Annotated in this window: 25 protein-coding genes; 6 read left to right on the top strand and 19 right to left on the bottom strand. The window is 59.1% G+C overall.

What is annotated here, in order from left to right; all coding sequences use genetic code 11:
* Nucleotides 1–56: 56 nt before the first annotated feature.
* From B7Y89_RS08155 to rpsM, 5 genes are all read right to left on the bottom strand, one after another.
* The gene (locus B7Y89_RS08155) at nucleotides 57–2,246 is read right to left on the bottom strand and encodes a prolyl oligopeptidase family serine peptidase (protein WP_292937454.1); all 2,190 of its coding nucleotides are present in this window, start codon (nucleotides 2,244–2,246) and stop codon (nucleotides 57–59) included.
* Between the two features lie 243 nt (nucleotides 2,247–2,489).
* Complete coding sequence (gene rplQ, locus B7Y89_RS08150) at nucleotides 2,490–2,915, bottom strand: 50S ribosomal protein L17 (protein WP_292937453.1); 426 nt, start codon at nucleotides 2,913–2,915, stop codon at nucleotides 2,490–2,492.
* A 118-nt stretch (nucleotides 2,916–3,033) separates the two neighbouring features.
* Nucleotides 3,034–4,098, bottom strand: a complete 1,065-nt coding sequence (locus B7Y89_RS08145; RefSeq protein ID WP_292937451.1) for a DNA-directed RNA polymerase subunit alpha — start codon at nucleotides 4,096–4,098, stop codon at nucleotides 3,034–3,036.
* Between the two features lie 117 nt (nucleotides 4,099–4,215).
* Nucleotides 4,216–4,605 (bottom strand): 30S ribosomal protein S11, encoded by a 390-nt coding sequence (gene rpsK, locus B7Y89_RS08140; protein ID WP_054108060.1) that lies wholly within the window; start codon nucleotides 4,603–4,605, stop codon nucleotides 4,216–4,218.
* A 49-nt stretch (nucleotides 4,606–4,654) separates the two neighbouring features.
* On the bottom strand, nucleotides 4,655–5,023 hold the full coding sequence (gene rpsM / locus B7Y89_RS08135) for a 30S ribosomal protein S13 (RefSeq protein WP_292937449.1): 369 nt from the start codon (nucleotides 5,021–5,023) through the stop codon (nucleotides 4,655–4,657).
* 452 nt (nucleotides 5,024–5,475) lie between these two features.
* On the opposite strand from rpsM, the gene B7Y89_RS08130 reads away from it, so the two are divergent.
* Nucleotides 5,476–6,261, top strand: a complete 786-nt coding sequence (locus B7Y89_RS08130) for a transglutaminase family protein (RefSeq protein WP_292937447.1) — start codon at nucleotides 5,476–5,478, stop codon at nucleotides 6,259–6,261.
* Here B7Y89_RS08130 and B7Y89_RS08125 read toward each other — a convergent pair.
* The 3 genes from B7Y89_RS08125 to hemF all read right to left on the bottom strand — a co-directional run bounded on the left by B7Y89_RS08125 (nucleotide 6,258) and on the right by hemF (nucleotide 10,003).
* Entirely contained in the window at nucleotides 6,258–8,345 is a 2,088-nt protein-coding gene (locus B7Y89_RS08125; RefSeq protein WP_292937445.1) for a bifunctional (p)ppGpp synthetase/guanosine-3',5'-bis(diphosphate) 3'-pyrophosphohydrolase, read from the bottom strand. The genes B7Y89_RS08130 and B7Y89_RS08125 overlap by 4 nt on opposite strands.
* A gap of 163 nt (nucleotides 8,346–8,508) precedes the next feature.
* Nucleotides 8,509–9,135 carry a GNAT family N-acetyltransferase gene (locus tag B7Y89_RS08120; RefSeq protein WP_292937443.1) on the bottom strand — a complete coding sequence of 209 codons (627 nt, stop codon included), beginning with the start codon at nucleotides 9,133–9,135 and terminating at the stop codon, nucleotides 8,509–8,511.
* Nucleotides 9,136–9,139: 4 nt separating this feature from the next.
* Nucleotides 9,140–10,003, bottom strand: a complete 864-nt coding sequence (gene hemF / locus B7Y89_RS08115; protein WP_292937441.1) for an oxygen-dependent coproporphyrinogen oxidase — start codon at nucleotides 10,001–10,003, stop codon at nucleotides 9,140–9,142.
* Nucleotides 10,004–10,049: 46 nt separating this feature from the next.
* On the opposite strand from hemF, the gene pdeM reads away from it, so the two are divergent.
* The 5 genes from pdeM to B7Y89_RS08090 all read left to right on the top strand — a co-directional run bounded on the left by pdeM (nucleotide 10,050) and on the right by B7Y89_RS08090 (nucleotide 14,082).
* Nucleotides 10,050–10,724: a ligase-associated DNA damage response endonuclease PdeM gene (pdeM, locus tag B7Y89_RS08110; RefSeq protein ID WP_292937439.1), complete on the top strand. Its 675-nt coding sequence runs from the start codon at nucleotides 10,050–10,052 to the stop codon at nucleotides 10,722–10,724.
* A 127-nt stretch (nucleotides 10,725–10,851) separates the two neighbouring features.
* A complete protein-coding gene (infC, locus tag B7Y89_RS08105) occupies nucleotides 10,852–11,370 on the top strand; it encodes a translation initiation factor IF-3 (RefSeq protein WP_231468052.1) in 519 nt (172 codons plus the stop codon).
* 204 nt (nucleotides 11,371–11,574) lie between these two features.
* Nucleotides 11,575–11,874 (top strand): hypothetical protein, encoded by a 300-nt coding sequence (locus B7Y89_RS08100; RefSeq protein ID WP_292937435.1) that lies wholly within the window; start codon nucleotides 11,575–11,577, stop codon nucleotides 11,872–11,874.
* A gap of 53 nt (nucleotides 11,875–11,927) precedes the next feature.
* Nucleotides 11,928–12,602, top strand: a complete 675-nt coding sequence (locus B7Y89_RS08095) for a L,D-transpeptidase (RefSeq protein WP_292937434.1) — start codon at nucleotides 11,928–11,930, stop codon at nucleotides 12,600–12,602.
* 76 nt (nucleotides 12,603–12,678) lie between these two features.
* A complete protein-coding gene (locus B7Y89_RS08090; protein ID WP_292937550.1) occupies nucleotides 12,679–14,082 on the top strand; it encodes a DASS family sodium-coupled anion symporter in 1,404 nt (467 codons plus the stop codon).
* Between the two features lie 12 nt (nucleotides 14,083–14,094).
* On the opposite strand, the gene B7Y89_RS08085 is transcribed toward B7Y89_RS08090, so the two are convergent.
* The 11 genes from B7Y89_RS08085 to ccoO all read right to left on the bottom strand — a co-directional run bounded on the left by B7Y89_RS08085 (nucleotide 14,095) and on the right by ccoO (nucleotide 25,318).
* Nucleotides 14,095–16,878: a phosphoenolpyruvate carboxylase gene (locus B7Y89_RS08085; RefSeq protein ID WP_292937432.1), complete on the bottom strand. Its 2,784-nt coding sequence runs from the start codon at nucleotides 16,876–16,878 to the stop codon at nucleotides 14,095–14,097.
* Nucleotides 16,879–16,902: 24 nt separating this feature from the next.
* Nucleotides 16,903–17,517 (bottom strand): bifunctional 4-hydroxy-2-oxoglutarate aldolase/2-dehydro-3-deoxy-phosphogluconate aldolase, encoded by a 615-nt coding sequence (gene eda / locus B7Y89_RS08080; RefSeq protein ID WP_292937430.1) that lies wholly within the window; start codon nucleotides 17,515–17,517, stop codon nucleotides 16,903–16,905.
* Nucleotides 17,518–17,628: 111 nt separating this feature from the next.
* Entirely contained in the window at nucleotides 17,629–19,017 is a 1,389-nt protein-coding gene (hemN, locus tag B7Y89_RS08075) for an oxygen-independent coproporphyrinogen III oxidase (RefSeq protein WP_292937429.1), read from the bottom strand.
* Complete coding sequence (locus tag B7Y89_RS08070; RefSeq protein WP_292937428.1) at nucleotides 18,968–19,261, bottom strand: hypothetical protein; 294 nt, start codon at nucleotides 19,259–19,261, stop codon at nucleotides 18,968–18,970. Before B7Y89_RS08070 ends, hemN begins: the two co-directional genes overlap by 50 nt.
* Nucleotides 19,258–19,407: a cbb3-type cytochrome oxidase assembly protein CcoS gene (gene ccoS / locus B7Y89_RS08065; RefSeq protein WP_292937426.1), complete on the bottom strand. Its 150-nt coding sequence runs from the start codon at nucleotides 19,405–19,407 to the stop codon at nucleotides 19,258–19,260. Before ccoS ends, B7Y89_RS08070 begins: the two co-directional genes overlap by 4 nt.
* A complete protein-coding gene (locus B7Y89_RS08060; protein WP_292937424.1) occupies nucleotides 19,404–21,527 on the bottom strand; it encodes a heavy metal translocating P-type ATPase in 2,124 nt (707 codons plus the stop codon). The genes ccoS and B7Y89_RS08060 overlap by 4 nt, the downstream gene beginning before the upstream one ends.
* Nucleotides 21,524–21,991, bottom strand: coding sequence for a FixH family protein (locus B7Y89_RS08055; RefSeq protein WP_292937422.1), 468 nt, complete (start codon nucleotides 21,989–21,991; stop codon nucleotides 21,524–21,526). The genes B7Y89_RS08060 and B7Y89_RS08055 overlap by 4 nt, the downstream gene beginning before the upstream one ends.
* Nucleotides 21,988–23,457: a cytochrome c oxidase accessory protein CcoG gene (gene ccoG / locus B7Y89_RS08050; RefSeq protein WP_292937420.1), complete on the bottom strand. Its 1,470-nt coding sequence runs from the start codon at nucleotides 23,455–23,457 to the stop codon at nucleotides 21,988–21,990. Before ccoG ends, B7Y89_RS08055 begins: the two co-directional genes overlap by 4 nt.
* Nucleotides 23,458–23,479: 22 nt before the next feature.
* Entirely contained in the window at nucleotides 23,480–24,409 is a 930-nt protein-coding gene (ccoP, locus tag B7Y89_RS08045; RefSeq protein WP_292937418.1) for a cytochrome-c oxidase, cbb3-type subunit III, read from the bottom strand.
* Nucleotides 24,402–24,572, bottom strand: a complete 171-nt coding sequence (locus B7Y89_RS08040) for a cbb3-type cytochrome c oxidase subunit 3 (protein ID WP_292937416.1) — start codon at nucleotides 24,570–24,572, stop codon at nucleotides 24,402–24,404. Before B7Y89_RS08040 ends, ccoP begins: the two co-directional genes overlap by 8 nt.
* On the bottom strand, nucleotides 24,569–25,318 hold the full coding sequence (gene ccoO, locus B7Y89_RS08035) for a cytochrome-c oxidase, cbb3-type subunit II (protein WP_292937414.1): 750 nt from the start codon (nucleotides 25,316–25,318) through the stop codon (nucleotides 24,569–24,571). Before ccoO ends, B7Y89_RS08040 begins: the two co-directional genes overlap by 4 nt.
* Nucleotides 25,319–25,337: the final 19 nt, after the last annotated feature.

The following is a 25,337-nucleotide window of genomic DNA, read 5'->3' as shown; positions in this document are numbered from 1 at the left end:
CCTTCATAGCAGCTTAAGACGAGATCTGCGAGATGAATTGCCAAGTGAACTTAAGATCAGTCTTGTGGTTTCAGGCCGGTCCAGTGGGCAAGAAACGCATAAACGTCAGCCGATTCCTCGATCATTTTTGAAACGGGTGTGCCAGCGCCATGCCCTGCGCGCGTGGCAATACGGATCAGGTGAGGCTTTGGCCCGATGTCCGCCGCTTGCAGCGCGGCAGCATATTTGAAGCTGTGGCCGGGAACGACGCGGTCATCGGTATCGGCAGTTGTGGTCAGGGTTGCGGGATAGGCCGAACCAGATTTCACGTTGTGATAGGGGGAATAGGAGCGGAGCCGCCGCCAGTCGGCCTCCTTTTCGGGGAAGCCATAATCGAACACCCATTCGCGCCCCGCGGTGAACTTGTCGAAGCGCAGCATGTCCATCACGCCGACGGCAGGGTGGGCGGCGGCGAACAGGTCAGGCCGCTGGTTAACTACCGCGCCCACCAGCAAACCACCGTTGGAACCACCTTCAACCGCCAAGCCATCCTTGGCCGTCACACCATTGGCCTTCAGCCATTCGCCCGCAGCGATGAAATCATCGAATACGTTCTGCTTGGTCGCGCCTTTGCCGCCAAGGTGCCACGCCTCTCCATATTCGCCGCCACCGCGAATGTTGGCCACGGCATAGGCCCCGCCCGCTTCGAGCCATGCCATGCGCGCTGCCGAAAAGCCGGGTAGGACCGAGATGTTGAAGCCGCCATAGCCGTACAGGATCGTCGGCAATGGCCCGTCCAAATCTTGGCGGCGGACGACGAACATCGGAATTTTTGTGCCGTCTTTGGATGGATAAAACACCTGCCGCGTTTCAAAGCGCGCGGGATCGAACGTCAGCTTGGGCGCGGCCCAAACGCTGGTCGAAGCGGGGTTGGCAGCATCAAAGCTGTAAACGGTGGCAGGCTGGGTGAAGCCGCTGAACACGAAGTGGCCTTGGGCGTCCCCCGGTTCGCCCTGCACCCCGCTTACACTCCCGATGCCGGGAAGCGCCAGCGTTCCGGCGGGCTTCCCGTCCAGATTGGCAAGCCGCAGTTCAGCCTTCACATCGCGCAAATAATTGAGCACCAGTTTGTCGCCAACAATGCTCGCGCCATCAAGCACAGCTTCATCTTCTGGGACAACGATCATGATCGCCGGTTCCGCGCCCGAAAGATCAACCATCACCACCTGTTTGCGTGGCGCATCCTTGCTGGTCATGAACCACAGCGTATCGCCGATGCCGTCGATCAGGCTCCATTCGTCCTTCAGCAAAGTGACCAACGGTCGCACCGTCCAATCACCCTTGCCGATGGCCGCAACGCCCACCGCATTGCCTTTTTCGCTGCCGGTGCTGGTCGAAATGACCATCCAGCGCTGATCATGGGTGACGGCGGCGGAATGATAGAGGCGCGGGTTATCGGGCGTGGCATAGACCAGTTTGTCTGCCGACTGATCGGTGCCGATCTGGTGATACCACACTGATTGGTTGGAACTCACAGCCTGGAACGCCTCACCCGGTTTCGGCGCGGGGAAGCGTGAATAGAGGACGCCGCCACTGCCAGCCCACGCCAGCGCAGAGAACTTCACGTGCTCCAGCGTCTCGGGAAGGGTGGTTCCGGTGGCGACATCGAGGAATTTGACGGTGCGCCAATCCGATCCCCCATCCTGCACTGTAAAGGCAAGGCGCGCACCATCCTTGGAAGGCTGCCAATCGTCAAGCGCGGTCGCGCCATCCTTAGCCCAAGTATTCGGATCAATCAGTACGCGGCGTTCACCGCTGCCATCAGCGTTGCGGACATAGAGCACGGACTGGTTTTGCAAGCCGGAGTTGTGGCGGAAAAACAGGAGACTGCCCGCCTTTACCGGCATGCCGATGCGTTCGAAATCAAACAGCGTTTTAAGACGCACTTCAAATGCCGGTCGCTCTGCCAATTTGGCAAGGTAATCAGCGGTAAAGCGGCTTTGCGCTTCCACCCACGCGGCCACCGTTATGTCCTCGCGCACATCGGCTTCAAGCCAGCGGTAAGGATCGGCAACCTTCTCCCCAAAAGCCGTTTCAACTGCGCTGCCACGTTGGGTGGCGGGATAGTGCATTATGGCCTCTCCACTTTGCCCAAAAGCTGGCGTGACAACAAGCGTGGCAGCCGAGGCTGCGAGCAAGGTGCGGATGGATGGCATGTAGGCACTTTCAGTTTGGTCTTTCCGGTTGCGAAGGAAACTAGCTGACATTCGTGTTCACGCAAGCAAGCCCGAACGAATTTACACAGCATGGACTATCGACAGAAAGATTTGCGAAACAGCCGTACCGAAAAAATCATGACGGACAATCGAGGTGTGTTTTTTGCCCCCTCTCCCAACGCTCGCCTGTGAAAGAGAGAGACGTCATTTGCCCCTCAGCCCTCTACAACGAAAAACGGGCGGTGGCATTGCTGCCCCGCCCGTTGTTCTAACTTGTTATGAACCGAAGCGCTATTACGCGGCTTCGTATTCGTCTTCGTCAGCGGTCATTACCGGACCTGAGTCCTGACCCTTGGCCGAAGTATCGCGGTCCACCAGTTCGATCACGGCGACTGGCGCGGCATCCGAAGCGCGGTAGCCGGCTTTGATGATGCGGGTGTAGCCGCCGTCACGAGTCGCATAGCGCTCAGCCAGCACTGTGAACAGCTTGGTAAGCTGCGTATCGTCACCCAGACGGGCATGTGCAAGACGACGGTTCGAAAGGCCGCCCTTCTTGCCCAGCGTGATCAGCTTTTCAAGGTAAGGACGCAGCTCGCGTGCCTTTGGCGTGGTCGTGGTGATCTGCTCATGCTTGATCAATGCCGCCGCCATGTTGCGGAGCATCGCCATACGGTGGGCAGATGTACGACCCAGCTTACGCTGGCCAATTTTATGACGCATGGGTATTCCCTTCAGTTCGTAGGGGGGCCGTACAAGGTACCCCGAAACAGGCGGCTATTGCAGGTTGCCGCCAAATCACCCAAAAATCGGGGCGTTCCGAAGAACGCCCCGATTATCTTTAACCCAAAAGCTCTTGTTCGAGCTTCTTGGCCATTTCTTCGATGTTCTCTGGCGGCCAGCCAGGAATGTCCATGCCGAGGCGCAGACCCATCGAGGAGAGAACTTCCTTGATTTCGTTGAGCGACTTGCGGCCGAAGTTCGGCGTGCGCAGCATCTCGGCTTCGGTCTTTTGGACCAGATCGCCGATATAGATGATGTTGTCGTTCTTGAGGCAATTGGCCGAGCGGACCGACAGCTCCAATTCGTCGACCTTCTTGAGAAGGTAACGGTTGAGTTGGTTGGCATCGCTTTCTTCCGGTGCGTGGGTGGCAACGCCGCCCGATACCGAAGGAACATGACCAACAGGAACCTGATCATCGAAGTGGACGAACAGCGACAACTGGTCCTGAAGGATGCGCGCAGCATAAGCCACTGCGTCTTCAGGCGTTACCGTACCATCGGTTTCAACGGTGAGGTTAAGCTTGTCGTAGTCAAGCTCTTGTCCGATGCGGGCATTATCGACCTTGTAGGACACCTGACGGACCGGCGAATAAAGCGAGTCAACCGGGATAAGACCGATTGGTGCATCGACCGGGCGATTGGCAACAGCAGGGACATAGCCCTTGCCGGTATCAACCGTCAGTTCCATGTTGAAGGTTGCGCCTTCATCAAGATTGCAGATGACGAGGTCCTTGTTGAGGACTTCGATATCGCCGGTAACTGCAATGTCGCCTGCCTTGACTTCGCCCGGGCCGGTTGCCGAAAGCTGGAGACGCTTGGGGCCTTCGCCCTGCATCTTCAATGCGATCTGCTTCACGTTCAGAACGATGTCAGTCACATCTTCACGCACGCCGGCAAGCGACGAGAACTCGTGAAGTACGTTCTCGATCTTGATCGAGGTAACGGCTGCGCCCTGCAGCGATGACAACAACACGCGGCGGAGCGCGTTGCCGAGGGTGAGACCAAAGCCACGCTCAAGCGGTTCAGCGACAAAAGTCACGCGACGCTTGGGATCGTTGCCCGGTTTGATCTCGAGATTGTTGGGCTTCTTCAGTTCCTGCCAGTTCTTGATGTTGACAGTCATGGAATTCCCCTGGGGTTTGTGCGGGCTTGCCGGACATCGGACGAATTATCCGTATCCGGTCGAGGTATTGGGTGGGTGAAAGCGCCGGTACCAGCGCCACCACCCACCGAAGGCAAATTAGACGCGACGACGCTTCGAAGGACGAACGCCGTTGTGCGGGATCGAGGTCACATCGCGGATAGCCGTGATGGTGAATCCGACCGCTTGCAGTGCACGGAGCGCGCTTTCACGACCCGAACCGGGGCCCTTGACCTCGACCTCGAGGGTGCGGACGCCGTGTTCAGCAGCCTTCTTGCCAGCATCGTCTGCAGCGACCTGCGCTGCATACGGTGTCGACTTGCGGCTGCCCTTGAAGCCCATCATGCCGGCCGAGGACCACGAAATCGCGTTGCCCTGTGCGTCGGTGATGGTCACCATGGTGTTGTTGAAGCTGGCGTTTACATGCGCAACGCCGCTTGTGATGTTCTTACGCTCGCGGCGCTTAATGCGCTGAGGTTCGCGTGCCATTGATCTCTATCCTCGATAATCTGGGACGGAAGAAAGCCCTTCTCGGGTCTTACTTCTTCTTGCCGGCGATCGGCTTGGCCTTACCCTTGCGGGTGCGGGCGTTGGTGTGCGTGCGCTGTCCGCGGACCGGCAGGCCCTTACGGTGACGCAGACCACGATAGCATGCGAGGTCCATCAGGCGCTTGATGTTCATCGCAACTTCGCGACGAAGATCGCCTTCCACGTTATGATCGGCATCGATCGTTTCGCGGATCTGGAGGACTTCGGCATCCGACAGGTCTTGCACACGACGGCTGTGGTCAATTCCCAGCTTGTCGGCGATCTGCTTGGCCTTGTGAGGCCCGATACCATGGATGTAGGTGAGCGCGATAATAACGCGCTTGTTGGTGGGGATGTTTACCCCGGCAATACGAGCCACTTGATTCTCCGTTTTGCTCCACAGGACACAAGCGACTCGCGCCGCTGGCCCTATCTCATCGCGAAAAACACTCGGGAAACCGGATAATCTGCGGGGTTTCAGGGGTTTAATCCCGATAACGCATACTATGGCCGGAAGTGAGTGAAAGGCGCGCTTAAGCCGTTTCGCAAGCAACGTCAACCGCTCTGCGCATAGATAATAAGAGACAGCGCACCCCAACCCGGCGCGGTCGAACTCTATTATGGAAGCTTGATACCGCAGATCAGGCACAAGGTCAAAATCGAACGTGCGGTTTGTCCGCTTTCGCGTTGCGCCGGTTGTCCCCGCCTTACTTGGCTGCCCCTATGCACAATGCACCACAAACGCTAAGCGGCCGGTCATCCCGTCTGAATTGTGCCAATTATCCGCACCGCTGACCGGAACCTTTGGCACACCTGCGGATAGGGGCATCCATGGCTCAAGACATAACCCTTTCCGTACGGCTTGATTACACAATGCGCGAATGTGCGCCGGTGCTGATGCAAATTGCGGCTGCGGCGCTTCCCGGTCAGGAAGTGCGCACAGCATCGCTTGTCGTCACGCCGCCTGTATCCACGCGGGCTATAGCAGCGCATGACAATGTGGGCGAACGAACGTGGCTTGAACCAGTGAGCGGCTTTACCGTATCCTATGATGCGCAAGTAACGGTCAAGCGTCAGGCTTCGGTACTCGCAGCGCTTGCTGCCGATCCGCTGCCGTCCTTGCCCGCAGGCGTGGTCGAATATCTCCTGCCTTCACGCTATTGTCCGGTTGATACGCTGCACGTAACTGCGATGGACCAGTTCGGTGGGATGAGCGGCGGGATGATGGTTTCATCCGTCACCGAATGGATCGCCGGACACCTTACTTATGTCCCCGGCGCAAGCCATGGAGCGACAACCGCGCTAGACACTTTTCTGTCCCGTGAAGGCGTGTGCCGCGATTACGCGCATTTGTTGATCGCACTGGTGCGTGGTCTTGGAATTCCGGCGCGGATGGTCAGCGCTTATACGCCCGGCGTTACTCCGCCCGACTTCCATGCGCTCGCCGAAGTCTGGCTGGACGGAGGCTGGCATCTGGTGGACGCCACCGGCATGGCTGATCCGGCCAAGACCGTGATCATCGGTGTCGGGCGAGATGCCGCAGACGTCGCGTTCCTGACAATCTTCGGCGCCGCAGAATTGAATGCGCAGTCCGTTGATGTGAAGCTGGCCGGTTAGATCCGCTCGGCCTGTGCCACAGCGTCGCTGGCGCGCAAGGCGCTGACGATCCGGGTCAGATGCGCCAGATCACGCACTTCAAGATCGACTTCATAAGTGTGAAACGGGTTTTCGCGCTGGGTCATCTCAAGATTGACCACGTTGGCGTGATTGTTGGCAAAGATACCCGCCATTTCAGCAAGCGTTCCAGGGCGGTTATACAATTCGGCGCGCAAGCGTCCAACCGCGCCATCGGTACGCGCATCCCACGACAGATCAATCCAATCGGCGTCGACGCCATCGGCCAGTTTCATGCAATCAATCGCGTGGACTTCCACGCCCTTTTCCGGACGGCGCAAACCAACGATGCGGTCACCGGGTACGGGATGGCAGCAATCGGCCAGCTTGAACGCCATGCCCGGCGTCAAGCCACGCACCGCGATGGCGCGTTGCTGGCTGGGCCAGTTTTCTTGCGGTAAATTGGCCGCGCTGCCGGGAACGAGCGCTTCCATCACTTGCCGGTCATCAATTTTGGCTGAACCGATGGCGAACATGAAGTCCTCCTCAGTCGCCATTTTCAAGCGCTTGACCGCATCAGCCAGCGCTTTCTTGCCGATTTTGGTCGATAGCCGCTCGACGATTTCCTCGTAGAGCTTGCGACCGATGGCGGCGACCTCGCCCCGCTCTTTCTGGCGGACAAAGCGGCGGATCGCGGCGCGGGCTTTGCCGGTAACGACAAAGCCAAGCCATGACAATTGCGGTTCGGAATTGCGACTTTTGATGATTTCCACCACGTCACCATTGCCCAGCGCCGTTCGCAGCGGCACGTGACGGCCATTAATTTTGGCACCGACCGCAGCGGCGCCCAAATTGGTGTGAACCGCAAATGCGAAATCAATCGGGGTTGAGCCTTTGGGCAACTGGAACAGCGCACCCTTGGGCGTGAATGCGAAGATGCGATCCTGATAAATCGCCATCTTGGTGTTTTCGAGCAATTCTTCGGCGTCGTGACTGGATTCAAGAATTTCGATCAAATCGCGCAACCAGCCAACTTGCCCGTCCGATCGGCTACCTTGTTTGTAAGACCAGTGCGCCGCCAGACCGAATTCGTTCAATTGGTGCATTTCGCGAGTTTTGATCTGAACTTCGACACGCATCGCATTGGAATATATCAAAGACGTGTGCAGCGAACGATAGCCGTTCATCTTGGGCGTCGAGATGTAATCCTTGAAACGCCCCGGGATCATTTGCCACGCCCGATGCAGCAAGCCCAAGGCCCTGTAGCAATCGTCTTCGTTTTCGGTCAGCACGCGGAAGGCCATGATATCGCTGATCTGTTCGAACGACACGTGGCGTTCAGCCATCTTGCGCCAGATCGAATAGGGATGCTTTTCGCGGCCCGAAATCTCGACCCGCATGCCCTCGCCCGCCAGCACCTTTTTGATTTCCAGCGCGATGGCATCAACTTGCGCGCCCTCTTCGCTGCGGATGGCTGCCAGACGCCCGGTGATCGTAGCATAGGCCTCAGGTTCGATCTGTTCGAATGCGAGCAACTGCATCTCGCGCATATATTCGTACATGCCCACACGCTCGGCCAGCGGGGCATAGATTTCCATAGTTTCACGCGAGATACGACGGCGTTTTTCCTCGCTGCGGATGTAATGCAGCGTACGCATATTGTGCAGACGATCAGCCAGTTTGACGAGCAGGACGCGCAAGTCCTCGCTCATCGCCAGCAGGAATTTGCGCAAGTTTTCAGCCGCGCGCTCGCTCTCGCTCATCGTTTCGATTTTGGAGAGCTTGGTTACGCCATCGACCAGCCGCGCGACATCGGGGCCGAATAAACGCTCGATATCGGCGACCGTGGTCAGCGTGTCTTCGACCGTATCGTGCAGCAGTGCAGTGATAATCGTGTCCTGATCGAGCTTCAGCTCGGTCATCAGGCCCGCGACTTCTACCGGGTGCGAGAAATAGGGGTCGCCGCTAGCGCGCTTTTGGGTGCCGTGTTTCTGGACGGTAAACACATAGGCGCGGTTCAGCATTGCCTCATCCGCATCGGGATCATAGGCAAGCACACGTTCGACAAGTTCATACTGGCGGAGCATCTGTCATGTAAGATGGGCGAAACTGCAGGCAGTTCGCAAGGGCAAACACGCGCTTTGCCCCAATCTTGACGTTTTGCCGCGATCTTCACACTGTATTTGCCGCAGCAGATGGCCTTAGCAGTGTTGGTCTGGGCAATCTGGTGCGGGAGCGCCAATCGGCTTATCAGCCAGTGATCAGCGCGATTTTGGGTGCGGTCTCCTCAGGGTAGAGCCCGCATAGCCTTGGATCGCGATAGACTTCGACGAAACGGGCGATGGGCTTGAACCCTCGCGACATATAGAACGGTACGGCGCGGGGATCGTCATTGGTGCAGGAATGCAACCAGACGCGTGATACCGCTTTGGCCCAAGCCATCTGCAACGCCTTGCGCATCAGCCATTTGCCAAGACCTTTGCCCGTCGCGCCGGGGATCAGTCCGAAAAACACGATCTCGCATTCGCCCTCGGTCCGGAAATCGAGTTCGACAATGCCGATTTCCACGCGGGCACGATCAACAACTGCGAACAGATGCACACGCGAATCTGACAAAATTTCAGATAGTTCGGCATCGTTCTTAATAAGTCGTGACCACCACAACCACGGCCCGCCCACGCGTTTGTAAAGCATTCGGTACTTTTCAGGTGTGCAGTCTTTCCACCGGACAAGCTGGATCGGCACATCATCTTCGGGCGTCAGGCGGCGCAAGTCTGCGGGCGGCTCACGCATTTCAAGCGCGGTGACAATGCAAGCAAGATCACCGGCGCGGACGTTGAAATAGCCCTCGCCCAATGGTTCGCCATCAACCTTCATGCTTTCAGGTCCAGACGGCTTCGGGAGGCAGGCTCATCAGGATTGCGTCGATATTGCCGCCGGTCTTCAGCCCGAACAGCGTGCCCCGATCCCAAACGAGGTTAAATTCCGCATAGCGCCCGCGATATTCCAACTGTTGCAGCTTTTCAGCCGCGTTGAAGTCCATGCCCATGCGACGGCGGACAAGTGTCGGGAAGATGTTGAGGAACGCATCACCGACATCACGGGTAAAGGCAAAGTTCGCCTCGAACGCAGCCTGATCGGCACATTCAAGGTGATCGTAGAAGATCCCGCCAACACCGCGATGAACCTTGCGGTGGGGGATATAGAAGTAATCATCCGCCCACTTCTTGAAACGCGGGTAATATTCCGGATCATGTGCGTCACAGGCCGCCTTGTAACTGGCGTGGAAGTCTGCGGTGTCTTCGTCATACGGGATTGGCGGATTAAGATCACCCCCGCCGCCAAACCAGGCCTTGCTGGTGGTCAGGAAACGCGTGTTCATGTGGACTGCGGGCACATGCGGGTTGGCCATGTGGGCGACAAGGCTGATGCCGGTGGCGGTAAAGCCCGGTGTTTCAGCACTGGCACCGTTGATCGTGCCTGCAAATTCCTGAGAAAATTCACCCTGTACGGTCGAGACGTTGACACCGACCTTTTCGAAGATCTTGCCCTTCATCAACCCCTGGACACCGCCGCCGCCATTGGCGACCGCTTCGCCATCGGCTTCGCGGTTCCACGGCGTATAGGCGAAGCTGGCATCGGAACCTGCCTCGCGCTCGATTGCTTCGAATTCGGCACAGATGCGGTCCCGCAGCGATTCAAACCATGTGCGGGCTTGGGCGGTGTTGGTGGTCCAGTCGGTCATGGATACGGTACTTGCCAAGGGAAACGCCATCCGGCAAGGGGGTGTCATGGTTCCCTTTTCGTTCGCACAACAGGAATTCCGGCTGGGCGCATCCAGAGCATTGTTCTGGGCTGAGGAAAACGCGTTACTGGTGGCCGATTTGCATTTGGAGAAGGCCAGCTTCTTTGCCCGTCATGGCCAGATGCTTCCTCCTTATGACAGCAGGGCGACGCTGGAGCGTCTGGCCGAAGCAGTGAAGGCAACCGGTGCAAGGCGGGTCTATTGTCTGGGCGATTCGTTCCACGACTCGGGCGGGGTGGACCGGCTTGAACCCCACGCTGCGGGCATGCTGGATGCCCTCACCCGCACCATAGACTGGGTCTGGATTACCGGAAATCACGATGAAGACGCCAGCGCGCCCGGCGGAACGGTGGTGGACGAACTTTCTGCACGCGGCATTTTGCTGCGCCATATTGCCCGCAAAGGAGAAGCGGGTTGCGAAGTTTCAGGCCACTTCCACCCCAAATTGCGGGTTAAAGTGCGCGGTCGCTCCATTGCCCGCCCATGTGCCGTAGCCAGCGAAAACCGCCTGATTTTGCCCGCTTTTGGCGCTTTGACGGGCGGTATGGATGCAGCCGATCCGGCCATTCTGGCAGCATTGCAACCTGCCCAAGCAATTGATGCCATCGTTCCGGCCGGTGACCGTCTGGCCCGCTTTGCGCTGTGGCGCTGTGCCGCATGACCAGAATGGTTATGCAATGGGCGTAATGCGCGCTTTATCTAAGCGCACATTGTGATATGAGCGCGCCAATCGACTTTTTGTTTAAACTGCAGGAGAAAGCACAATAGCTCCCCCACCCCGGCGCAGTATGGCGCCCCCCGTCAAGAGCGGGCCTCGCTTTAACCAGATGATCAACGTGCCCAAAGTGCGCGTGATCGACGAAAATGGCGAGAACCTGGGTGTCATGTACACCCGCGAAGCAATCGATCAGGCTGCCTCTGTTGGCCTCGACCTTGTCGAAGTATCGCCTACGGCTGATCCGCCGGTCTGCAAGTTCCTCGATGTCGGCAAATTCCGGTATGAGGCGCAGAAGAAGGCCAACGCTGCACGCAAGAGCCAGAAGACGCAGGAGATCAAAGAGATCAAGATGCGTCCAAACATCGATGACCATGACTACGATACGAAAATGCGTAACGTGGTGCGGTTTATCGAAGATGGCGACAAGGTGAAGATCACGCTGCGTTTCCGTGGCCGTGAACTCTCGCATCAGCAGATCGGCATGAACCTGCTCCGCAAGGTGCAGGACGACGTGGCTGAAATTGCGAAAATTGAAGCCTTCCCCCGCATGGAAGGCCGCCAGATGCTAATGGTTCTTGCGCCGAAATAAGCGTTTAGAGCCGCATTCTGAAGGATTTGGGGCGTGCCGGAAGGTGCGCCCCTTTCCATTGGCCGACAGCGGGGGGCGGCTTGGCGCGTGTTCCCACAACACAGCGCAACCCGCCCTGATCCATGCACGTCCCAACGAAACAAACATGCCCGATGTTTGATCCCGTCCGTATTAGGCATGGTTCGTTAACTAAGGATTCCCTGCATGATTACTTCTGTAAAAGTCATTTCCACCCTTGGCATTATGGCCTGTTCACTTGGCCTCGGTGGTTGCGCCACCAAAAGCTACGTGCGTGAACAGGTTGCCATTGTCGATCAGCGCGTAAGCGCACTGGAAGGCCGCGTTGCTGAAACTGACGGTGTTGCCCGTGCAGCACGCGGTGAAGCTCAGGCTGCTGCCGGACAGGCCCAGACCAATACGCAGCGCCTTGATGCGCTGACTGGCCGCGTCGATGGCGTTGAACAGCGCATGGTTGAAGCGCAGCGCAAGCGTCCGCGCAACTAAGTGAACACAGCTTCCGATCTGCCCGTTTACTGATGATTTGAGTGCGACAATCGATGAACCACGGTATTTTGGCGCTTGCAGGTCTTGCGCTTATCCAATCTGCCCCCGGCACAGCCGCGCAGACGATGATAGCCCCTGTTGCTTCAGAAACGTCGCAAACTCAAACCACAGAAGCGGACAGATCGGAGGCTGCTTTTCGCGTAACACGTTGGGTTGCAACTTCGGGCGATCATGCCCGCCTGCCCTATATCATCATAGACAAGCCGTCGGCGGCGATGTTCCTGTATGACGCCAAGGACAAGCTTTTGGCCAAGGCCCCGGTTTTGCTGGGCATTGCCTTGGGTGACGAGGCGACGCCCGGTATTGGTTCAAAGAATTTATCCGAAATCGGTCCTGCTGAAAAAATGACGCCCGCCGGACGGTTTTTGGCCAAATTCGGCGTGGCGGCAGGATGGCAAAAGGTGTTGTGGGTGGATTATGCGACGTCGGTTGCCATTCACACAATTCCCACCGGCAACTCGAAAGAAAAGCGCCGCGAGCGGATGCTGTCCGAAGCCATCGACGACAATCGCGTGACCTTTGGCTGCATCAACGTGCCCAAGGCGGCTTATGCAAAAATTCGCCAGCAGTTCGGCAAAAAGGGCGGATACGTTTATATCGTACCTGATTCAAAGCCGGTTGAAGCGGTATTCCCGCCGCTGCATGCCCTGCCTAATTTAGCGCGCTAGCCGGCTTGCCCGTTCGCTTTGTGCGCTGGCTCTGCTAGGGCAAGCGCGGGGATGAACGGGGAGCCTTTAACTGGTGATCGACGCGCGCAAGATCGGATTGATTGCCGGACCGCTGGGCATGGTGGTGACGCTCTTGATCGCACCGCCTGCTGGCATGCCCGATACGGCGTGGAGCGCAGCGGGCCTCGTCTGGTGGATGGCCGCATGGTGGATGACCGAAGCTTTGCCGCTGTCGGCCACGGCGTTCCTGCCATTCCTTGTCTTGCCGCTGACCGGCGTTGCGGATGCCAACAAAACGGCGTCATCCTATTATTCGCCGATCATGTTCCTGTTCGTCGGCGGGGCATTTCTGGCCTTGGCAATAGAACGCACGGGCCTGCACCGGCGGCTCGCGCTATTTATCATGAGCTTTGCCGGGGCAAAGCCGGGGCAATTGCTGCTGGGCGTGATGGTAGCCACTGCGGTGCTTTCAAGCTTTATCTCGAACACCTCCACCGCCCTCATCATGATGCCAATGGCGCTGGCGATGCTGGCCGCAGGCGGCGTGCGTGAGGGTGAAACCGCTGGCATGGCGGGCGCTTTGCCGATGGGCATTGCCTTTTCGGCATCACTGGGCGGCCTTGCCACGATGATCGGCACGCCCACCAATGCCATTGCCGCGGGGCTGATCGAAAAGACGCTGGGCACGCAGATCACCTTCCTTGGCTGGGCGATGTATGGCGTACCGATTGCGCTGCTGGCGGTTCCCTTGGCCGCATGGATCATTGCGCGGGTGCAAGGATTGGACAAGGACAGCTTTGATCCGGTGTCAGCGCGCAACGCTATTGACCATTCGGCGCATTGGTCCAGCGCCGAGCGACGTTTGATGCCGGTCGTGATGTTCGCCTTTATCGCGTGGGTGCTGCAGCCATGGCTCGAAGGGTTTTTCCCCAAAGGCGGGCTGACCGATGGCTCTATTGCAGCGATTGCGGGGCTGGTGCTGTTTGTCCTGCCAGACGGTTCGGGCCGTGCGATGCTGACATGGCCAGAGGCGAACCGCGCGCCGTGGGACGTGGTGCTGATGTTTGGCGGCGGCTTGGCCATGGCGATGGGCATGACAGAGTCCGGCTTGACGTTGTGGATGGGCAAGATGTTGCTACCATTGCAATATGTGCCTCTGCCCGTAGTCGCACTCGTGCTGGTCGCGTTCGTTATTCTGGTGACGGAATTTGCCAGCAATATTGCGGCGGCCAGCGGTATTATGCCGGTGGTGGCGGCGCTGGTTGCAGCATTGGGCGCTGATCCCATTCTGCTCGCCCTGCCCGCCGCCTTTGCCGCCACATGGGGCTTTATGCTGCCCGCGGGAACCGGACCGAACGCGTTGGCGTGGGCTACGGGGCATTGCTCCATGCGGTCGATGATCAAGGCGGGATTTGCGCTTGATATTGCGGGCGTATTTTTGCTGACCGGCGTGGTTTGGGGAATTGCCGCGATGACGTGAGGGAGAAGATGGTTATCCGTGCGCGCCGAAGTAGTTTGCGATGGCCACCGCGATGCGAATGTTCAGCGCGTGGGCGCGCTCAATCGGGTCGATGAAGCGTGCGCGGATGGCGCCATAGTCTTCACCGCGATGATCGGGATAGTCGGTGGGTTCGTCCACGGCAAAATCGGTGATTTCAGGTTCGATGACGGGATAGGCGCGGCGCAATTGGGCCAGCGCATCATCCACACGCAGAGACAGCACCATTTCCAGCACATCGTCGCGGCTCACGTCGTTTGATCGCGCAAAAGGCGGGACTTGCACGGCACGGAAGAACATGTGCATCAGCAGCGCAAGACGCAGCGATTGAAGCAAGCCGATGCTTCGGCGATCTGCATCCTGCACCGGATCGCGGCCTTGCCGGTGGCCCGGCACCAGCGAGAGCAAGCGGTGGAGCTTCATCCAATCAACCCGCAACCGCGAGGTCAGGCGGCGGAAGACGCCAGCGCGGTCGTCCTTGGTCAGATACTCCGCCAGTGCAAGGCAGGCGGTTTCCAGCGCGGTTTCAGTGCCGCGATAAGGGCGGCTAGCCCAATAGGCAGAATTGAACAGTTCACCATGCGCCGCCACGGTCTTGATCGAGGCCAGTCCATTGGCCGCGCGCAACAGGCGCACCAACTGGTTGCCACGGTCTGACCGGCCAAGCAGTTCGGCAACCGATTCCATCTCTTCGCCAGCAGCCGTACCCGCACCTGCGATGACGTTTACCGGATAGCCGATCTGCTGAAGGATGGCGTTATGCGGGATGGCGCGGATCTGGCGCAAGCTCATCGTACGGTCACTACCGACATCGGACTGGCGGCGCGAAACGCGGCTGCCAGTGGACTTGAGCAGCCCCAATCCGAACGCGGTCAAAGCGCGGGAATACGTCGCGCTTTCAAGGTGTTCGCGCTGCACCCGGCGGATCGACCGGTAGAAATCAAGGCTGAGATCGGTGCGGTCATAGAACGGGTCCTTGGCCGTCAGATCAAGGTCCTTGCCCTCTGCTTCGGCAATGCGGGTGAGCGTTGCCAACGCCAGATCATCGTTGCGGAAAAACAGATAGCCATCGCCGCCTTGGAAGCTGGCCTCGGGCTCAAGCGTGATCCCGGCACGCGCAAATCGGCGGCGCGCCCAGTTTGACAGCGGCCATGTGAGGCGATCAGCAAGGCCGGATGGATGCGCGCCGCGCCCCATCGATTCCCCGTGTGTATCGAAAATCAACGCAGCAACATCGGTCAGCCCGTTGTTTTTCATCGCTTCGGCAAGGCGGCCCTGCAGGCGTTCAATGGCGAGCGCGGCGGGAAGCTGGCCCATGAAACGGCCAGCATCGGAAAATCCGGTCTGGATCGAGACGCGCCCACGAGCACGAGCATAGGCACGGTACGATTCCTCGGCTAATAGCGCTTCAAGGAAGCGGCCACCGTGTTCCAGCGCGGTTTCCGTTTCGAACAGGGGAGAAACGTCAACTTTGCCTTCGATACCGAACAACTTGGCGAAATAGAGCGCAGCCAAAACGGTTTGCGGCTGTTCGCATTCGGCAATCAACATGCGGATCGGCGCATCGGCATCGATGTGTTGGAGCATCTTGGCCATGACCAGGAACTGGCGCATCGCCGTGCTTGTTTCGATGGCCAGCGCGCCGAAGTTGACGCGCAATGGCTTCACCTCGCCAAGCAATTCACGCAACCGCGACAGTGCGCTTTTGCTGCCTAGGTCAAGCGTGCCTTCAGGGTCAATCCGGCGGCGCAAGGCGTTGTGAAGTTGCGAGGCGTTGACGCGGAAGTGGATCCAGCCAATGCCAAGGCCATCGGCGCGCATGGCAGCAGCAAGCGTTGCCAGCGCAATCGCCTTATCCTCTGAAGCCGCCTTTGCTTCTGCTTCAAGCGCCTCGATCAGCGGAGAAAGGCTGAGCAGTTTGGCAGGATCATCCGCGCTTAACCGGTTGGCTGCAGCGGCCAGATTGTCTGGCGCTTCAAGATTGGTCGAAAACAATTCTGCCATGTCTGCCGAATAGGATTGCGCCGCATCAAGCGTCGCCAGCAAACCATGCGTGTCGTCAATCGCCCTCAGACAAGAGGCGTAACTTGCCAGACGGCGGGCCTTTTCGCGCAAGCGGAAGGCGATGGATGTGGTCCAGCCGATGTCGGTCCGGCCATCCATGTCATAGCCCACCCACGTGGCAAACCGGAATGGCAGCGGGCGGAAATCAAGCCAGCGGCCTGGCCAGCGCTGGCGGGCGTGGGCAAGCAGCGTGGCGTTGATCTTGTCACGTGCTGCCGCCGCGCGTTCAATCGCGGCACAAACTTCAATGTGTTCAAATTCCAGCGTAATCGCAGGACCGACTGACGGGACAGTGCAAACCGTTGATGCCTGCGGATCATCATTAAGTGCAGCGGTGGCAACCGCATCGGCTTGCGCAGGGCTGAGCAGGAACGTGGGATGCGCCGTGAACACTGCGTGGAGCAGCGGCTTTTCCCAGCGGGTGCGGAAGTCCGAAAATCCTGCCTCTTCCGGGTTGATCGCGGCAATGCACGACAGGTTTTCTGCCGCCGCTGTCGGCGCGATCAGACGACGCAGCCGCACAGCGCGGCTTTGCAGCGCCTCGCATTCCATTTCCGCCACAAGGCTGTCGAGATCATCAAGGCTTAAGCCGCCATCTTCCAGCAGGCGCGACAAATCGTGGCTTAACTGGAAAACGGGATTGAACAGCGGCGTTTCGGCCGTCCGCTCATGGAGTTTCTGCAACCTAGCCCTGAGCTTGGCGACCGTTTTCATGTTCGCTGATTTCCTCTGAATTCGTTATCGCCCTAGCGCGACTGCTTCGCGCGCAGCAGCTTCAATCGCCGCTTCATCAGGCATGCCTTTGCCAACCACCCAACTGCCGCCAACACACAATACCGGATCAAAACCCAGCCATTCGGGCGCAGTGGCAGACGTAATGCCGCCGGTTGGACAGAAGCGGCATTGATAGAACGGTCCGGCCAGCGCCTTCAACGCGGGAAGCCCGCCCGATGTGGAGGCGGGAAAGAACTTGAAATGGGTAAGCCCCAGATCAAGACCGCGCATGATATCACCGGCTGACGCGATACCCGGCAGGAACGGAATGCCCGATGCGACGGCCGCTTTGCCAAGATTATCAGTCAACCCTGGCGAAACGATAAATTCGGCGCCCGCATCAATCGCGGCTTTGAGTTCATCGGGATTGGTCACCGTGCCCGCACCAACAATCGCGCCTTCGACAGCCTTCATCGCGTGGATAACATCCAGCGCAGCAGCGGTGCGCAGCGTGACTTCAAGAACGCGCAAGCCGCCCTTGACCAGCGCGCGTGCGATGGGGAGCGCGTGAGCCACATCCTCGACCACCAGAACCGGAATGACCGGCGCTGTCCGCATGATGGTTTCAATCGGCTTCATGGCGTCTCCCTTGCGCAATCGTTCAGCGCATATTCCCTGCTGGAATGCTGGCTTAACGCGAGTGAGACAGATTGTGCACCTGCTAAGAGCGGATGCATAGCTATTCTTGGATCAAATGGCCGAGCTGAATTGCTTCTCTCCGCCACGATAGGCATCAAAAACAGCAGCGATTGAACGCGCATAGGGTTCATTGCCCGCCAGCAATTCAAGACTATTGCCATCAAGCCTGGCAAGACCGCGCTGGATGAAGGGTTCCAGACGGTCGCGGTTGATCGCCAGCAAATCAACGTCGATGGTTGCTTTGCCCCGGCACAGAAGATCGGTGATGATGGCCCCGCGCCGACGGTCATCTGCGGTACGCACCACGCCCTTGCGCCCGGTCAACTGGTCTGCACCAACCAACATCCGATAGCGTCCGGCGTTCTTTTCATTCTGCACGAACACTTCGGGAAATTCGCTGATGGACGAAGCGCCAAGGCCGATGATCACGGACGACTGGTCTTCGGTAAAGCCTTGAAAATTGCGGCGCAATGTGCCGGCCTTGGAAGCGAGCGCAAGGTCATCACCCGGCAGCGCAAAGTGATCAAAGCCAACCGCATCATAGCCCGCAGTGGTAAGGCGCGCATAGCCTTCGGCGGCCATGCGGAAGCGGGCGCGTTGATCGGGCAATTCGCTGGCATCGATGCGCTTTTGGCGCGGGATCATGTGCGGCACGTGGGCGTAACCGAACAGGGCGATCCGGTCTGCACCCATCGCGATTGACTGGTCCAGTGTCTCGGCCAGCACCGCATCATCCTGGAACGGCAGGCCGTACATCAAATCAAAGTTGATCGAAGCCACGCCCGCGTTGCGCAGGCCTTCCACGGCGCGTTCAATATGTTCGCGCGGTTGGACGCGCCCGATGGCGGCCTGGATCCTGGGATCGAGCGTTTGCACGCCAAGGCTGGCCTTGATCACGCCAATGCCGCGCACCGCCATGAACCAATCGGCAGCCAGCCCGCGCGGATCAAGTTCGATAGAGATCACCGGGTTCGACAGGCGGAAATTGAGGGTCAGCTTGTCTACCAACCGCACAAAATCTGTCGGCTTGATCGCATTGGGGCTGCCCCCACCAAAGGCTATACGCGCTATGTGGACCGAGGGATGGAGATTGCGCGCAACCAGTTCAATTTCGTGATGTAACGCTTCGAGATAGGCGGTGAGACGCTGAACCTTGTTCGCGGCACCAGTGTTGCAGCCGCAGTACCAGCAGATTTCCTGACAATAGGGGATGTGGAGATAAAGCGAGACGTTTCCGCGCATGGCTTGCAATGCGGCGCGCTGGCGTTCTTCAAAGCTTTCGTCGACGAATTCTGCAGCGGTAGGATAGCTGGTGTAACGCGGAACCGGGCGTTCCAGCAGTTCGGGATAATAGGCCCATTCGGCAAAGGTTTCGGTCAGGTTATCGCCTTCACGTGACGTCTTCGCTGTCGTCGTCGCTCCATTCCCCAAAGCCGTCATTGTCGTCTTCCCTATCACTGTCATCGCAACAGATATCGGCGGCAAAACGCTTGCGCATTGAGATATGACAAACTTTGCAGCAGGGCTGATTGGTATTGCCGTCTCTTTTTCCGGGGATGCGGATGGGCACCATGCCACCTGCTCCGCCGCATGATGGCACCATCATGAACGAGGCTTGCGCAGGCGCGGGGCTGGCCATCTGGAGTATCGCCAGCGGAGCGAGCAGTTTGAGCAAGCGGCTCATAGCTCGTCATCCTCTTCGATCAGGATGCGCGCTGCAGCACCGTCCAAATCGCCGAATTGCCCACGTTTCAGAGCCCAGAAAAACGCAGCCAATCCGAACAGGCCCATCCCCAGCGCTATCGGCAGCATGATCGCAATGCTGTTCATCTGGCTTCTCCTGAAAGGCGCAAAGAATTGGCAACGACGATCAGCGAACTGGTCGACATGGCGATGGCAGCAACCAATGGCGTTACAAAACCGGCAATCGCCAAAGGCACGGCCAGAATGTTGTATCCGATCGCCAGCACAAAGTTCTGGCGGACCACGCGCATGGTGGCGCGCGATACGCGGATGGCGCGGGGGATGGCGAGGAGCGATTCACCGGTAAACACCATGTCTGCGGCTTGCCGTCCCACATCGCTGGCTGTGCCCGGCGCGATGGATGCGTTGGCCGCAGCAAGCGCAGGGCCATCGTTCAAGCCATCGCCCGCCATCATCACATTCCGGCCAGCGTGTTGCAGACGTTCAATGGCTTCCTGCTTTTCAGCGGGCGATGCTGCGGCTTGGGCGGTAAGGCCTGTGATCCGCGCAATCGTGCCCACTGCGCTGACAGAGTCACCCGAAAGGATGGATGCTTCGATTTTCATCGCGGCCAATTGCGCCAATGCAGCTTCGGCGTCGGGACGCAGCCGATCAGCAAACGTTATGACGCGAACGGGGCTGCCATCAATGCGCAGCGCTGTGGCCATACCCTGTGCCGATGCGGGGCGACCGAGTGCTACAGGAATGCCGTTCCAACGCGCGCTGACTCCTTCACCGGCATCTTCGCGCACGCCTTCCAGTTCGGCTGCGCGCGCGCGCCTCCCGCCAAGCGCCTGGACCAGACCCTGCGACAGGGGATGGCGGCTGTGGCTGGCAAGGGCGAGCGCGACCGAGGCCTCTGCATCGGAGAGTGCGCCAAGCGTAACTTCATCGGGCACTGGTCGGCCAAGCGTTAACGTGCCGGTTTTATCGAGCAGCAGCCGATCAACTTCAGCCATGCGCTCCAGCGCCGAACCGTCTTTGACCAGCACGCCGCGCTTCATCAGCGCGCCTGCCGCCACGACTTGCGCCACAGGCACGGCAAGGCCGAGCGCGCAAGGGCACGTGATGATCAGTACGGCGATGGCGATGACGAGCGAATGGTAGACCCCAGCCCCTGCCAGCATCCATCCGGCAAAAGTCACCGCCGCCAACGTATGCACCGCAGGCGCATAGAGCCGGGATGCGCGATCCGCGATCCGCACGTATTTCGAGCGCGATTGTCCGGCAACTTCCATCAGTCGCGCGATTTCGGACAGCGCGGTGTCCTGTCCCGTGGCGGTGACGCGCACATCGACCGGCACATCGGCGTTAAGCGTGCCTGCATGGACCAGCGCGCCAGGCCCTGCCTTTACCGGCTCGCTTTCACCCGTAAGCAGCGATTGGTCAAAGCGGGTGTTTCCGCGCAGAACTTCCCCATCGGCGGCCAGCCGTTCACCAGCGGCCACGCGCATCAGCATGCCGGGAAGCAGGGATTTTGCATCAATCCAACGGGTAGCGCCATCAGCCTCGATCACCATCGCGCCGGTTGCGGCCTGCCGCAGCAGCGCATCGACGCCCGACCGCGCACGATCCCGCATCATGGCATCCAGCACACGCCCCGCGAGCAGGAACATCAGCAGCATCAGCACGCCATCAAACCACGCTTCAGCCCCGCCGGTCAGCGTTTCATAGAACGACAGGCCGGTGGCGATAGTGACGCCGATAGAGATCGGCACGTCCATATTGGTCTTGCCATGGCGCAAAACCTTGAGCGCCGAGGCGAAGAACGGGCGGCCAGCATAAACGATGGCGGGAACGCCGATCAGCGCGGAAACCCAATGGAATAGCGACCGCATTGTGCCATCCGCGCCCGACCAGACGCTGACAGACATCAGCATCACGTTCATGCAGGCAAATGCCGCAACGCCCAGCGGCGCGAGCAAGGGCTTTACTGCCGATACAGGCTCTGCCTCGGGCTCGCGCACCTGGGCTTCGAAGCCGGTAGCGGCGAGTGCGGCGACCAGTGCTGGCATTTCTACGTAAGGTTCGTGAACGACTTTGACGGTGCGGGCGGTCAGGTTGGTGCGGGCGGAATGGACGCCTTCTACCTTGCCGAACGCGCGTTCGACTTTGCCCATGCATCCGGCGCAGTGCATGGTGGGGACGGCCAATATGGTGTGGATAGGCGCTGTTATCTCAGGCTTTTTGAAGGCGACGACGCTCATAGCACTTCGCCCATCGTGCGCCATGCCTTGCCCTGGGCCTCGACCGTGATGCGCAGGCGCCAGCGGCCTACTTCCAAAGGCGCGGCATAAGTGCCGGGGCGGGTTTCGTGCAGGACCAAAGCGGTTGTGGGGCGACGGCCCAGAGGGTGCTCTGCCACGGCGGTTACCTTGGCTGCGGAGATTGGTTTACTATCCTTATCAAGCAGTTGCAGCGTTGCGCGTCCCTCATCATCGCGGGCAATCGCGCCTTTCCAGCCAAGCGCCTGTTCGGCGCTGGCCTGCTTCAACCAGCCGTTGAATTGCTGGCTGGCGACGTAGGAGTTTTCAACCACGACCCCGCCGAAGGTGGACGAGGCGAAGCGCGCCATCAGGAGGTTTACGCCCACGACAACGGCAAAGAAACTGATGAGAATCAGTGCCATATGCCAGCCGGTGAAAGTGCGGATGCGGCGTGGCGGGATCATTGGCCGTTTCCTTGTGCTGTGGTGAAGGTCGTTTCGCTGATGTCTGTGCCGCCTTCCTTGTCGGTCGCGACAAGGACGAGAGCAAATTCGGCAGGCGCGCTACCACGGGGGACGAGGGCATAGACACGGACCGGTTTGGTGGTGTCTGAGGGCACTTCGACGGTCAATTGGCGGCGTGCAGCGGTGGAATCCATCTCGTCAGTATAGATCGTGCCGTTATCCAGCCCGCGCAGTTCGATGCGGAATGTGCGCGGACGCGATTCCATGTTCCGCAGCTTAAGCGTGTAGGCATTGCGCACCGAGCCGTCGGACAGGGTGACGTATTCGGGGTTGCGATCCTTGGCGATGGAGATGTCCATGCGCTCACGCTGGCCCAGGGCGAACAGCAGCGCGAGGCCGATGCCCGACCATACGCCGAGGTAGACCAGCGTGCGCGGGCGGAAGACTGTCTTCAAAATCGGCACGGAAGTTTCGCCGCGCTTTTCGCGCTCCGCATCGTCCAGCGTACAGTAATCGATCAGACCGCGCGGACGTCCGACATCAGCCATCGCCTTGTCGCAAGCATCAATGCACAATGCGCAAGTGATGCAGCCGATTTGCGGCCCTTCGCGGATATCGATACCGGTGGGGCACACGGCCACGCATTGCATGCAATCAATGCAATCACCCAGCGGGGTGGCGGCCTTGAGCGCCGACTTGACCGAACCACGCGGTTCGCCGCGCCAGTCTTTATATGTGACGAGCAACGACTTTTCATCGAGCATCGCGGTCTGGATGCGCGGCCAAGGGCACATGTAAATGCAAACTTGTTCGCGCATGAAGCCGCCGAAAATGAACGTCGTCATCGTCAGCACAAAAGTGGTGGCATAAGCGACAGGCGCCGCCGTGCCGGTCCAGAATTCGTACTGCAGGGTAGGCGCATCGGCGAAGTAGAAAATCCAAGCGCCGCCTGTGGCGAAGCTGATCCCAAGGTAAATGCCCCACTTCAGACCGCGCCGTGCGATCTTGGCCGGTCCCCATGGAGCCTTTTGCAGCCGCAATTGGGCGTTGCGATCGCCATCGATCAGCCGGTCAACGTGCTGGAACAGATCGGTCCATACCGTTTGCGGGCAGGCATAACCGCACCATGCGCGCCCGACCACGCTGGTAACGAGGAACAGGCCGATCCCCGCCATAATTAGCAGACCTGCCACAAAGTAAAATTCGTGCGGCCAGATTTCGATGTTGAACATGAAGAACCGGCGGTTCGCCATATCGATCAACACCGCCTGATCGGGAGCATAAGACCCGCGATCCCAGCGGATCCACGGGGTGCCCCAGTAGATTGCCAGACACACGGCCATGACCAGCCACTTGAAGCGCCGGAACGCGCCATCAATGGCCTTGGGGAAAACGGCCTTACGTTTTTCGTACATGCCGATTTCGTTGGAGTGGTCCGCGCTCATTTTGGGATCGTGCGCGTTCATGGCCGTGTGTCCTGTTTTCGGTTTATTGGGCTACTGTGGCGGGTGCTACGGGTGCCGCTGGGTCTGCTGCCGGAGCAGGCGCTGCTTCACCGCCGCCCAGCGAATGGACGTATGTTGCCAGCATCTTGACGGTTACCGGATCAAGCCGGTTACCCCACGATGGCATCACGCCGTAACGGGCATTGGTGATGGTTTGCGTCAGAGCCTTGCGATCACCGCCATAAAGCCAGATCGCATCGCTAAGCTTTGGCGCACCGACTGCGCGGCTGCCTTCACCATTCGCGCCGTGGCACACCGCGCAATTGGCGGTATAGATTTCGGCACCACGTTGCGCCGATGCGCTGGGTTTTTCCTCGCCAGCAATCAGGCGAACATGGCTGACCACATCCTGTACTTGGGGTGCTGTCAGGATGCCGTCGCGCCCGAAGGCTGGCATCATGCTCATCCGCGTGGCGTCATCGCCGGGCTGGCGAATGCCGTTGACCAGCGTCTGATGAATGGCCGCAGAATCGCCGCCCCACAGCCAATCATCGTCATTGAGGTTAGGATAGCCTGCGCTGCCCGCTGCGCCGTTGCCGTGGCACTGGATGCAATTGACCTTGAATGCAGCGCGGCCACCATCAATTGCGGCACGGCGCAGGCGGGGATCGGTCGCAATCTGTTCAATCGAGGCTTTATCGAGTTCTGAGCGGATGGCTGCTGTCCGCAAGGATTCAGCCTTCATTTCCTTGTCCAGATCACCCCGGCTGGACCAGCCGAATGTGCCTGCGGTTGCAGTGTTGAGCATCGGAATAGCGGGATAGACCACGCTATAGCCGATTGCGAAGACGATGCAGGCATAGAACGACCACAGCCACCAGCGCGGCAGGGGGTTGTTCAGTTCTTCGATGCCATCCCATTCATGGCCAACGGTTTCGACGCCGGTTGCGTCATCCAGACGTGGTTTAGACATCGCTTTCGTCCTTGAAGATCGAATTGGCAGCATCGCGGTTCATTGGCCGTGCACCGGGCCGGAAGGGCCATGCGCAAAGGCCAAGGAAGATGACGGTCATCATCACCAGCCCCCAGCTGTCGGCCAGATGCCGCAGCAGGTCATACGTGGAGTGCGTGCTCATCGGCCCTTCTCCTTCGCCAGCGCTTCTTGCGCGGCAGGGGCGTTCACATCGACCAGCGTGCCCAGCATTTGCAGATAGGCGACCAGCGCATCCATTTCGGTCAGGCGCTTGGGATCGCCATCGAAATCGCGCGCCTGTGCCTTGGGGTAGCGCTTCTTCAGATCAGTCGCATCGCCATCGGCCTGTGCCTGAACTTTCAGATCGTCATTGGCCTTGGCAATGTCGTCCGGCGAATAGGGCACGCCCACTTGATATAGCGTGCGCAATTCCGCCGTCATGTCGCCTGCGTTCAACTCATGCTCGGCCAGATGGGCATATGTCGGCATGATTGATTCCGGCACCAGGCTGCGCGGATCTTTCAAATGCTGGACATGCCATTCATCCGAATAGCGATTGCCGACGCGCGCCAGATCAGGCCCGGTGCGCTTTGATCCCCATTGGAAAGGATGGTCGTACATCGATTCCGCCGCGAGGCTGTAGTGGCCATAGCGTTCGACCTCGTCGCGAAACGGGCGGATCATCTGGCTGTGGCAGTTGTAGCAGCCTTCGCGAATGTAGATGTCGCGTCCGGCTTGTTCGAGCGGGGTGTAAGGCCGCATGCCCTCCACCTTTTCGATGGTGTTATCGATCCAGAACAGCGGCGCGATCTCTACGATGCCGCCCACCGTCACCGCTGCAAAGGCAGCAAGGCCCAGCAGGGTGACATTGCGTTCCAGTTTCTTGTGGCGTTCCACGATTGTGGTCATGGGATTTTCTCCGGAAAGA

This window comes from Novosphingobium sp. 32-60-15, from assembly GCF_002280675.1.
Classification (GTDB): Bacteria; Pseudomonadota; Alphaproteobacteria; order Sphingomonadales; family Sphingomonadaceae; genus Novosphingobium.
Note: the sequence above shows the minus strand (reverse complement) of the source record. Positions and strands in the feature narration are given on the sequence as shown.

Excerpts from the sequence above, each read along its gene's own strand:
- hemN (WP_292937429.1), bottom strand. The coding sequence starts at position 19,017 with ATGACGGCTTTGGGGAATGGAGCGACGACGACAGCGAAGACGTCACGT.
- rplQ (WP_292937453.1), bottom strand. The coding sequence starts at position 2,915 with ATGCGTCATAAAATTGGCCAGCGTAAGCTGGGTCGTACATCTGCCCAC.
- ccoP (WP_292937418.1), bottom strand. The coding sequence starts at position 24,409 with ATGTCTAAACCACGTCTGGATGACGCAACCGGCGTCGAAACCGTTGGC.
- eda (WP_292937430.1), bottom strand. The coding sequence starts at position 17,517 with ATGAAGCCGATTGAAACCATCATGCGGACAGCGCCGGTCATTCCGGTT.
- infC (WP_231468052.1), top strand. The coding sequence starts at position 10,852 with ATGGCGCCCCCCGTCAAGAGCGGGCCTCGCTTTAACCAGATGATCAAC.
- B7Y89_RS08055 (WP_292937422.1), bottom strand. The coding sequence starts at position 21,991 with ATGATCCCGCCACGCCGCATCCGCACTTTCACCGGCTGGCATATGGCA.
- ccoG (WP_292937420.1), bottom strand. The coding sequence starts at position 23,457 with ATGAACGCGCACGATCCCAAAATGAGCGCGGACCACTCCAACGAAATC.
- B7Y89_RS08040 (WP_292937416.1), bottom strand. The coding sequence starts at position 24,572 with ATGAGCACGCACTCCACGTATGACCTGCTGCGGCATCTGGCCGACAGC.
- B7Y89_RS08100 (WP_292937435.1), top strand. The coding sequence starts at position 11,575 with ATGATTACTTCTGTAAAAGTCATTTCCACCCTTGGCATTATGGCCTGT.
- B7Y89_RS08125 (WP_292937445.1), bottom strand. The coding sequence starts at position 8,345 with ATGCTCCGCCAGTATGAACTTGTCGAACGTGTGCTTGCCTATGATCCC.
- B7Y89_RS08095 (WP_292937434.1), top strand. The coding sequence starts at position 11,928 with ATGAACCACGGTATTTTGGCGCTTGCAGGTCTTGCGCTTATCCAATCT.
- rpsK (WP_054108060.1), bottom strand. The coding sequence starts at position 4,605 with ATGGCACGCGAACCTCAGCGCATTAAGCGCCGCGAGCGTAAGAACATC.
- B7Y89_RS08070 (WP_292937428.1), bottom strand. The coding sequence starts at position 19,261 with ATGAGCCGCTTGCTCAAACTGCTCGCTCCGCTGGCGATACTCCAGATG.
- B7Y89_RS08130 (WP_292937447.1), top strand. The coding sequence starts at position 5,476 with ATGGCTCAAGACATAACCCTTTCCGTACGGCTTGATTACACAATGCGC.
- B7Y89_RS08145 (WP_292937451.1), bottom strand. The coding sequence starts at position 4,098 with ATGACTGTCAACATCAAGAACTGGCAGGAACTGAAGAAGCCCAACAAT.
- B7Y89_RS08155 (WP_292937454.1), bottom strand. The coding sequence starts at position 2,246 with ATGTCAGCTAGTTTCCTTCGCAACCGGAAAGACCAAACTGAAAGTGCC.
- ccoO (WP_292937414.1), bottom strand. The coding sequence starts at position 25,318 with ATGACCACAATCGTGGAACGCCACAAGAAACTGGAACGCAATGTCACC.
- ccoS (WP_292937426.1), bottom strand. The coding sequence starts at position 19,407 with ATGAACAGCATTGCGATCATGCTGCCGATAGCGCTGGGGATGGGCCTG.
- B7Y89_RS08085 (WP_292937432.1), bottom strand. The coding sequence starts at position 16,878 with ATGAAAACGGTCGCCAAGCTCAGGGCTAGGTTGCAGAAACTCCATGAG.
- pdeM (WP_292937439.1), top strand. The coding sequence starts at position 10,050 with ATGGTTCCCTTTTCGTTCGCACAACAGGAATTCCGGCTGGGCGCATCC.
- B7Y89_RS08060 (WP_292937424.1), bottom strand. The coding sequence starts at position 21,527 with ATGAGCGTCGTCGCCTTCAAAAAGCCTGAGATAACAGCGCCTATCCAC.
- hemF (WP_292937441.1), bottom strand. The coding sequence starts at position 10,003 with ATGACCGACTGGACCACCAACACCGCCCAAGCCCGCACATGGTTTGAA.
- B7Y89_RS08120 (WP_292937443.1), bottom strand. The coding sequence starts at position 9,135 with ATGAAGGTTGATGGCGAACCATTGGGCGAGGGCTATTTCAACGTCCGC.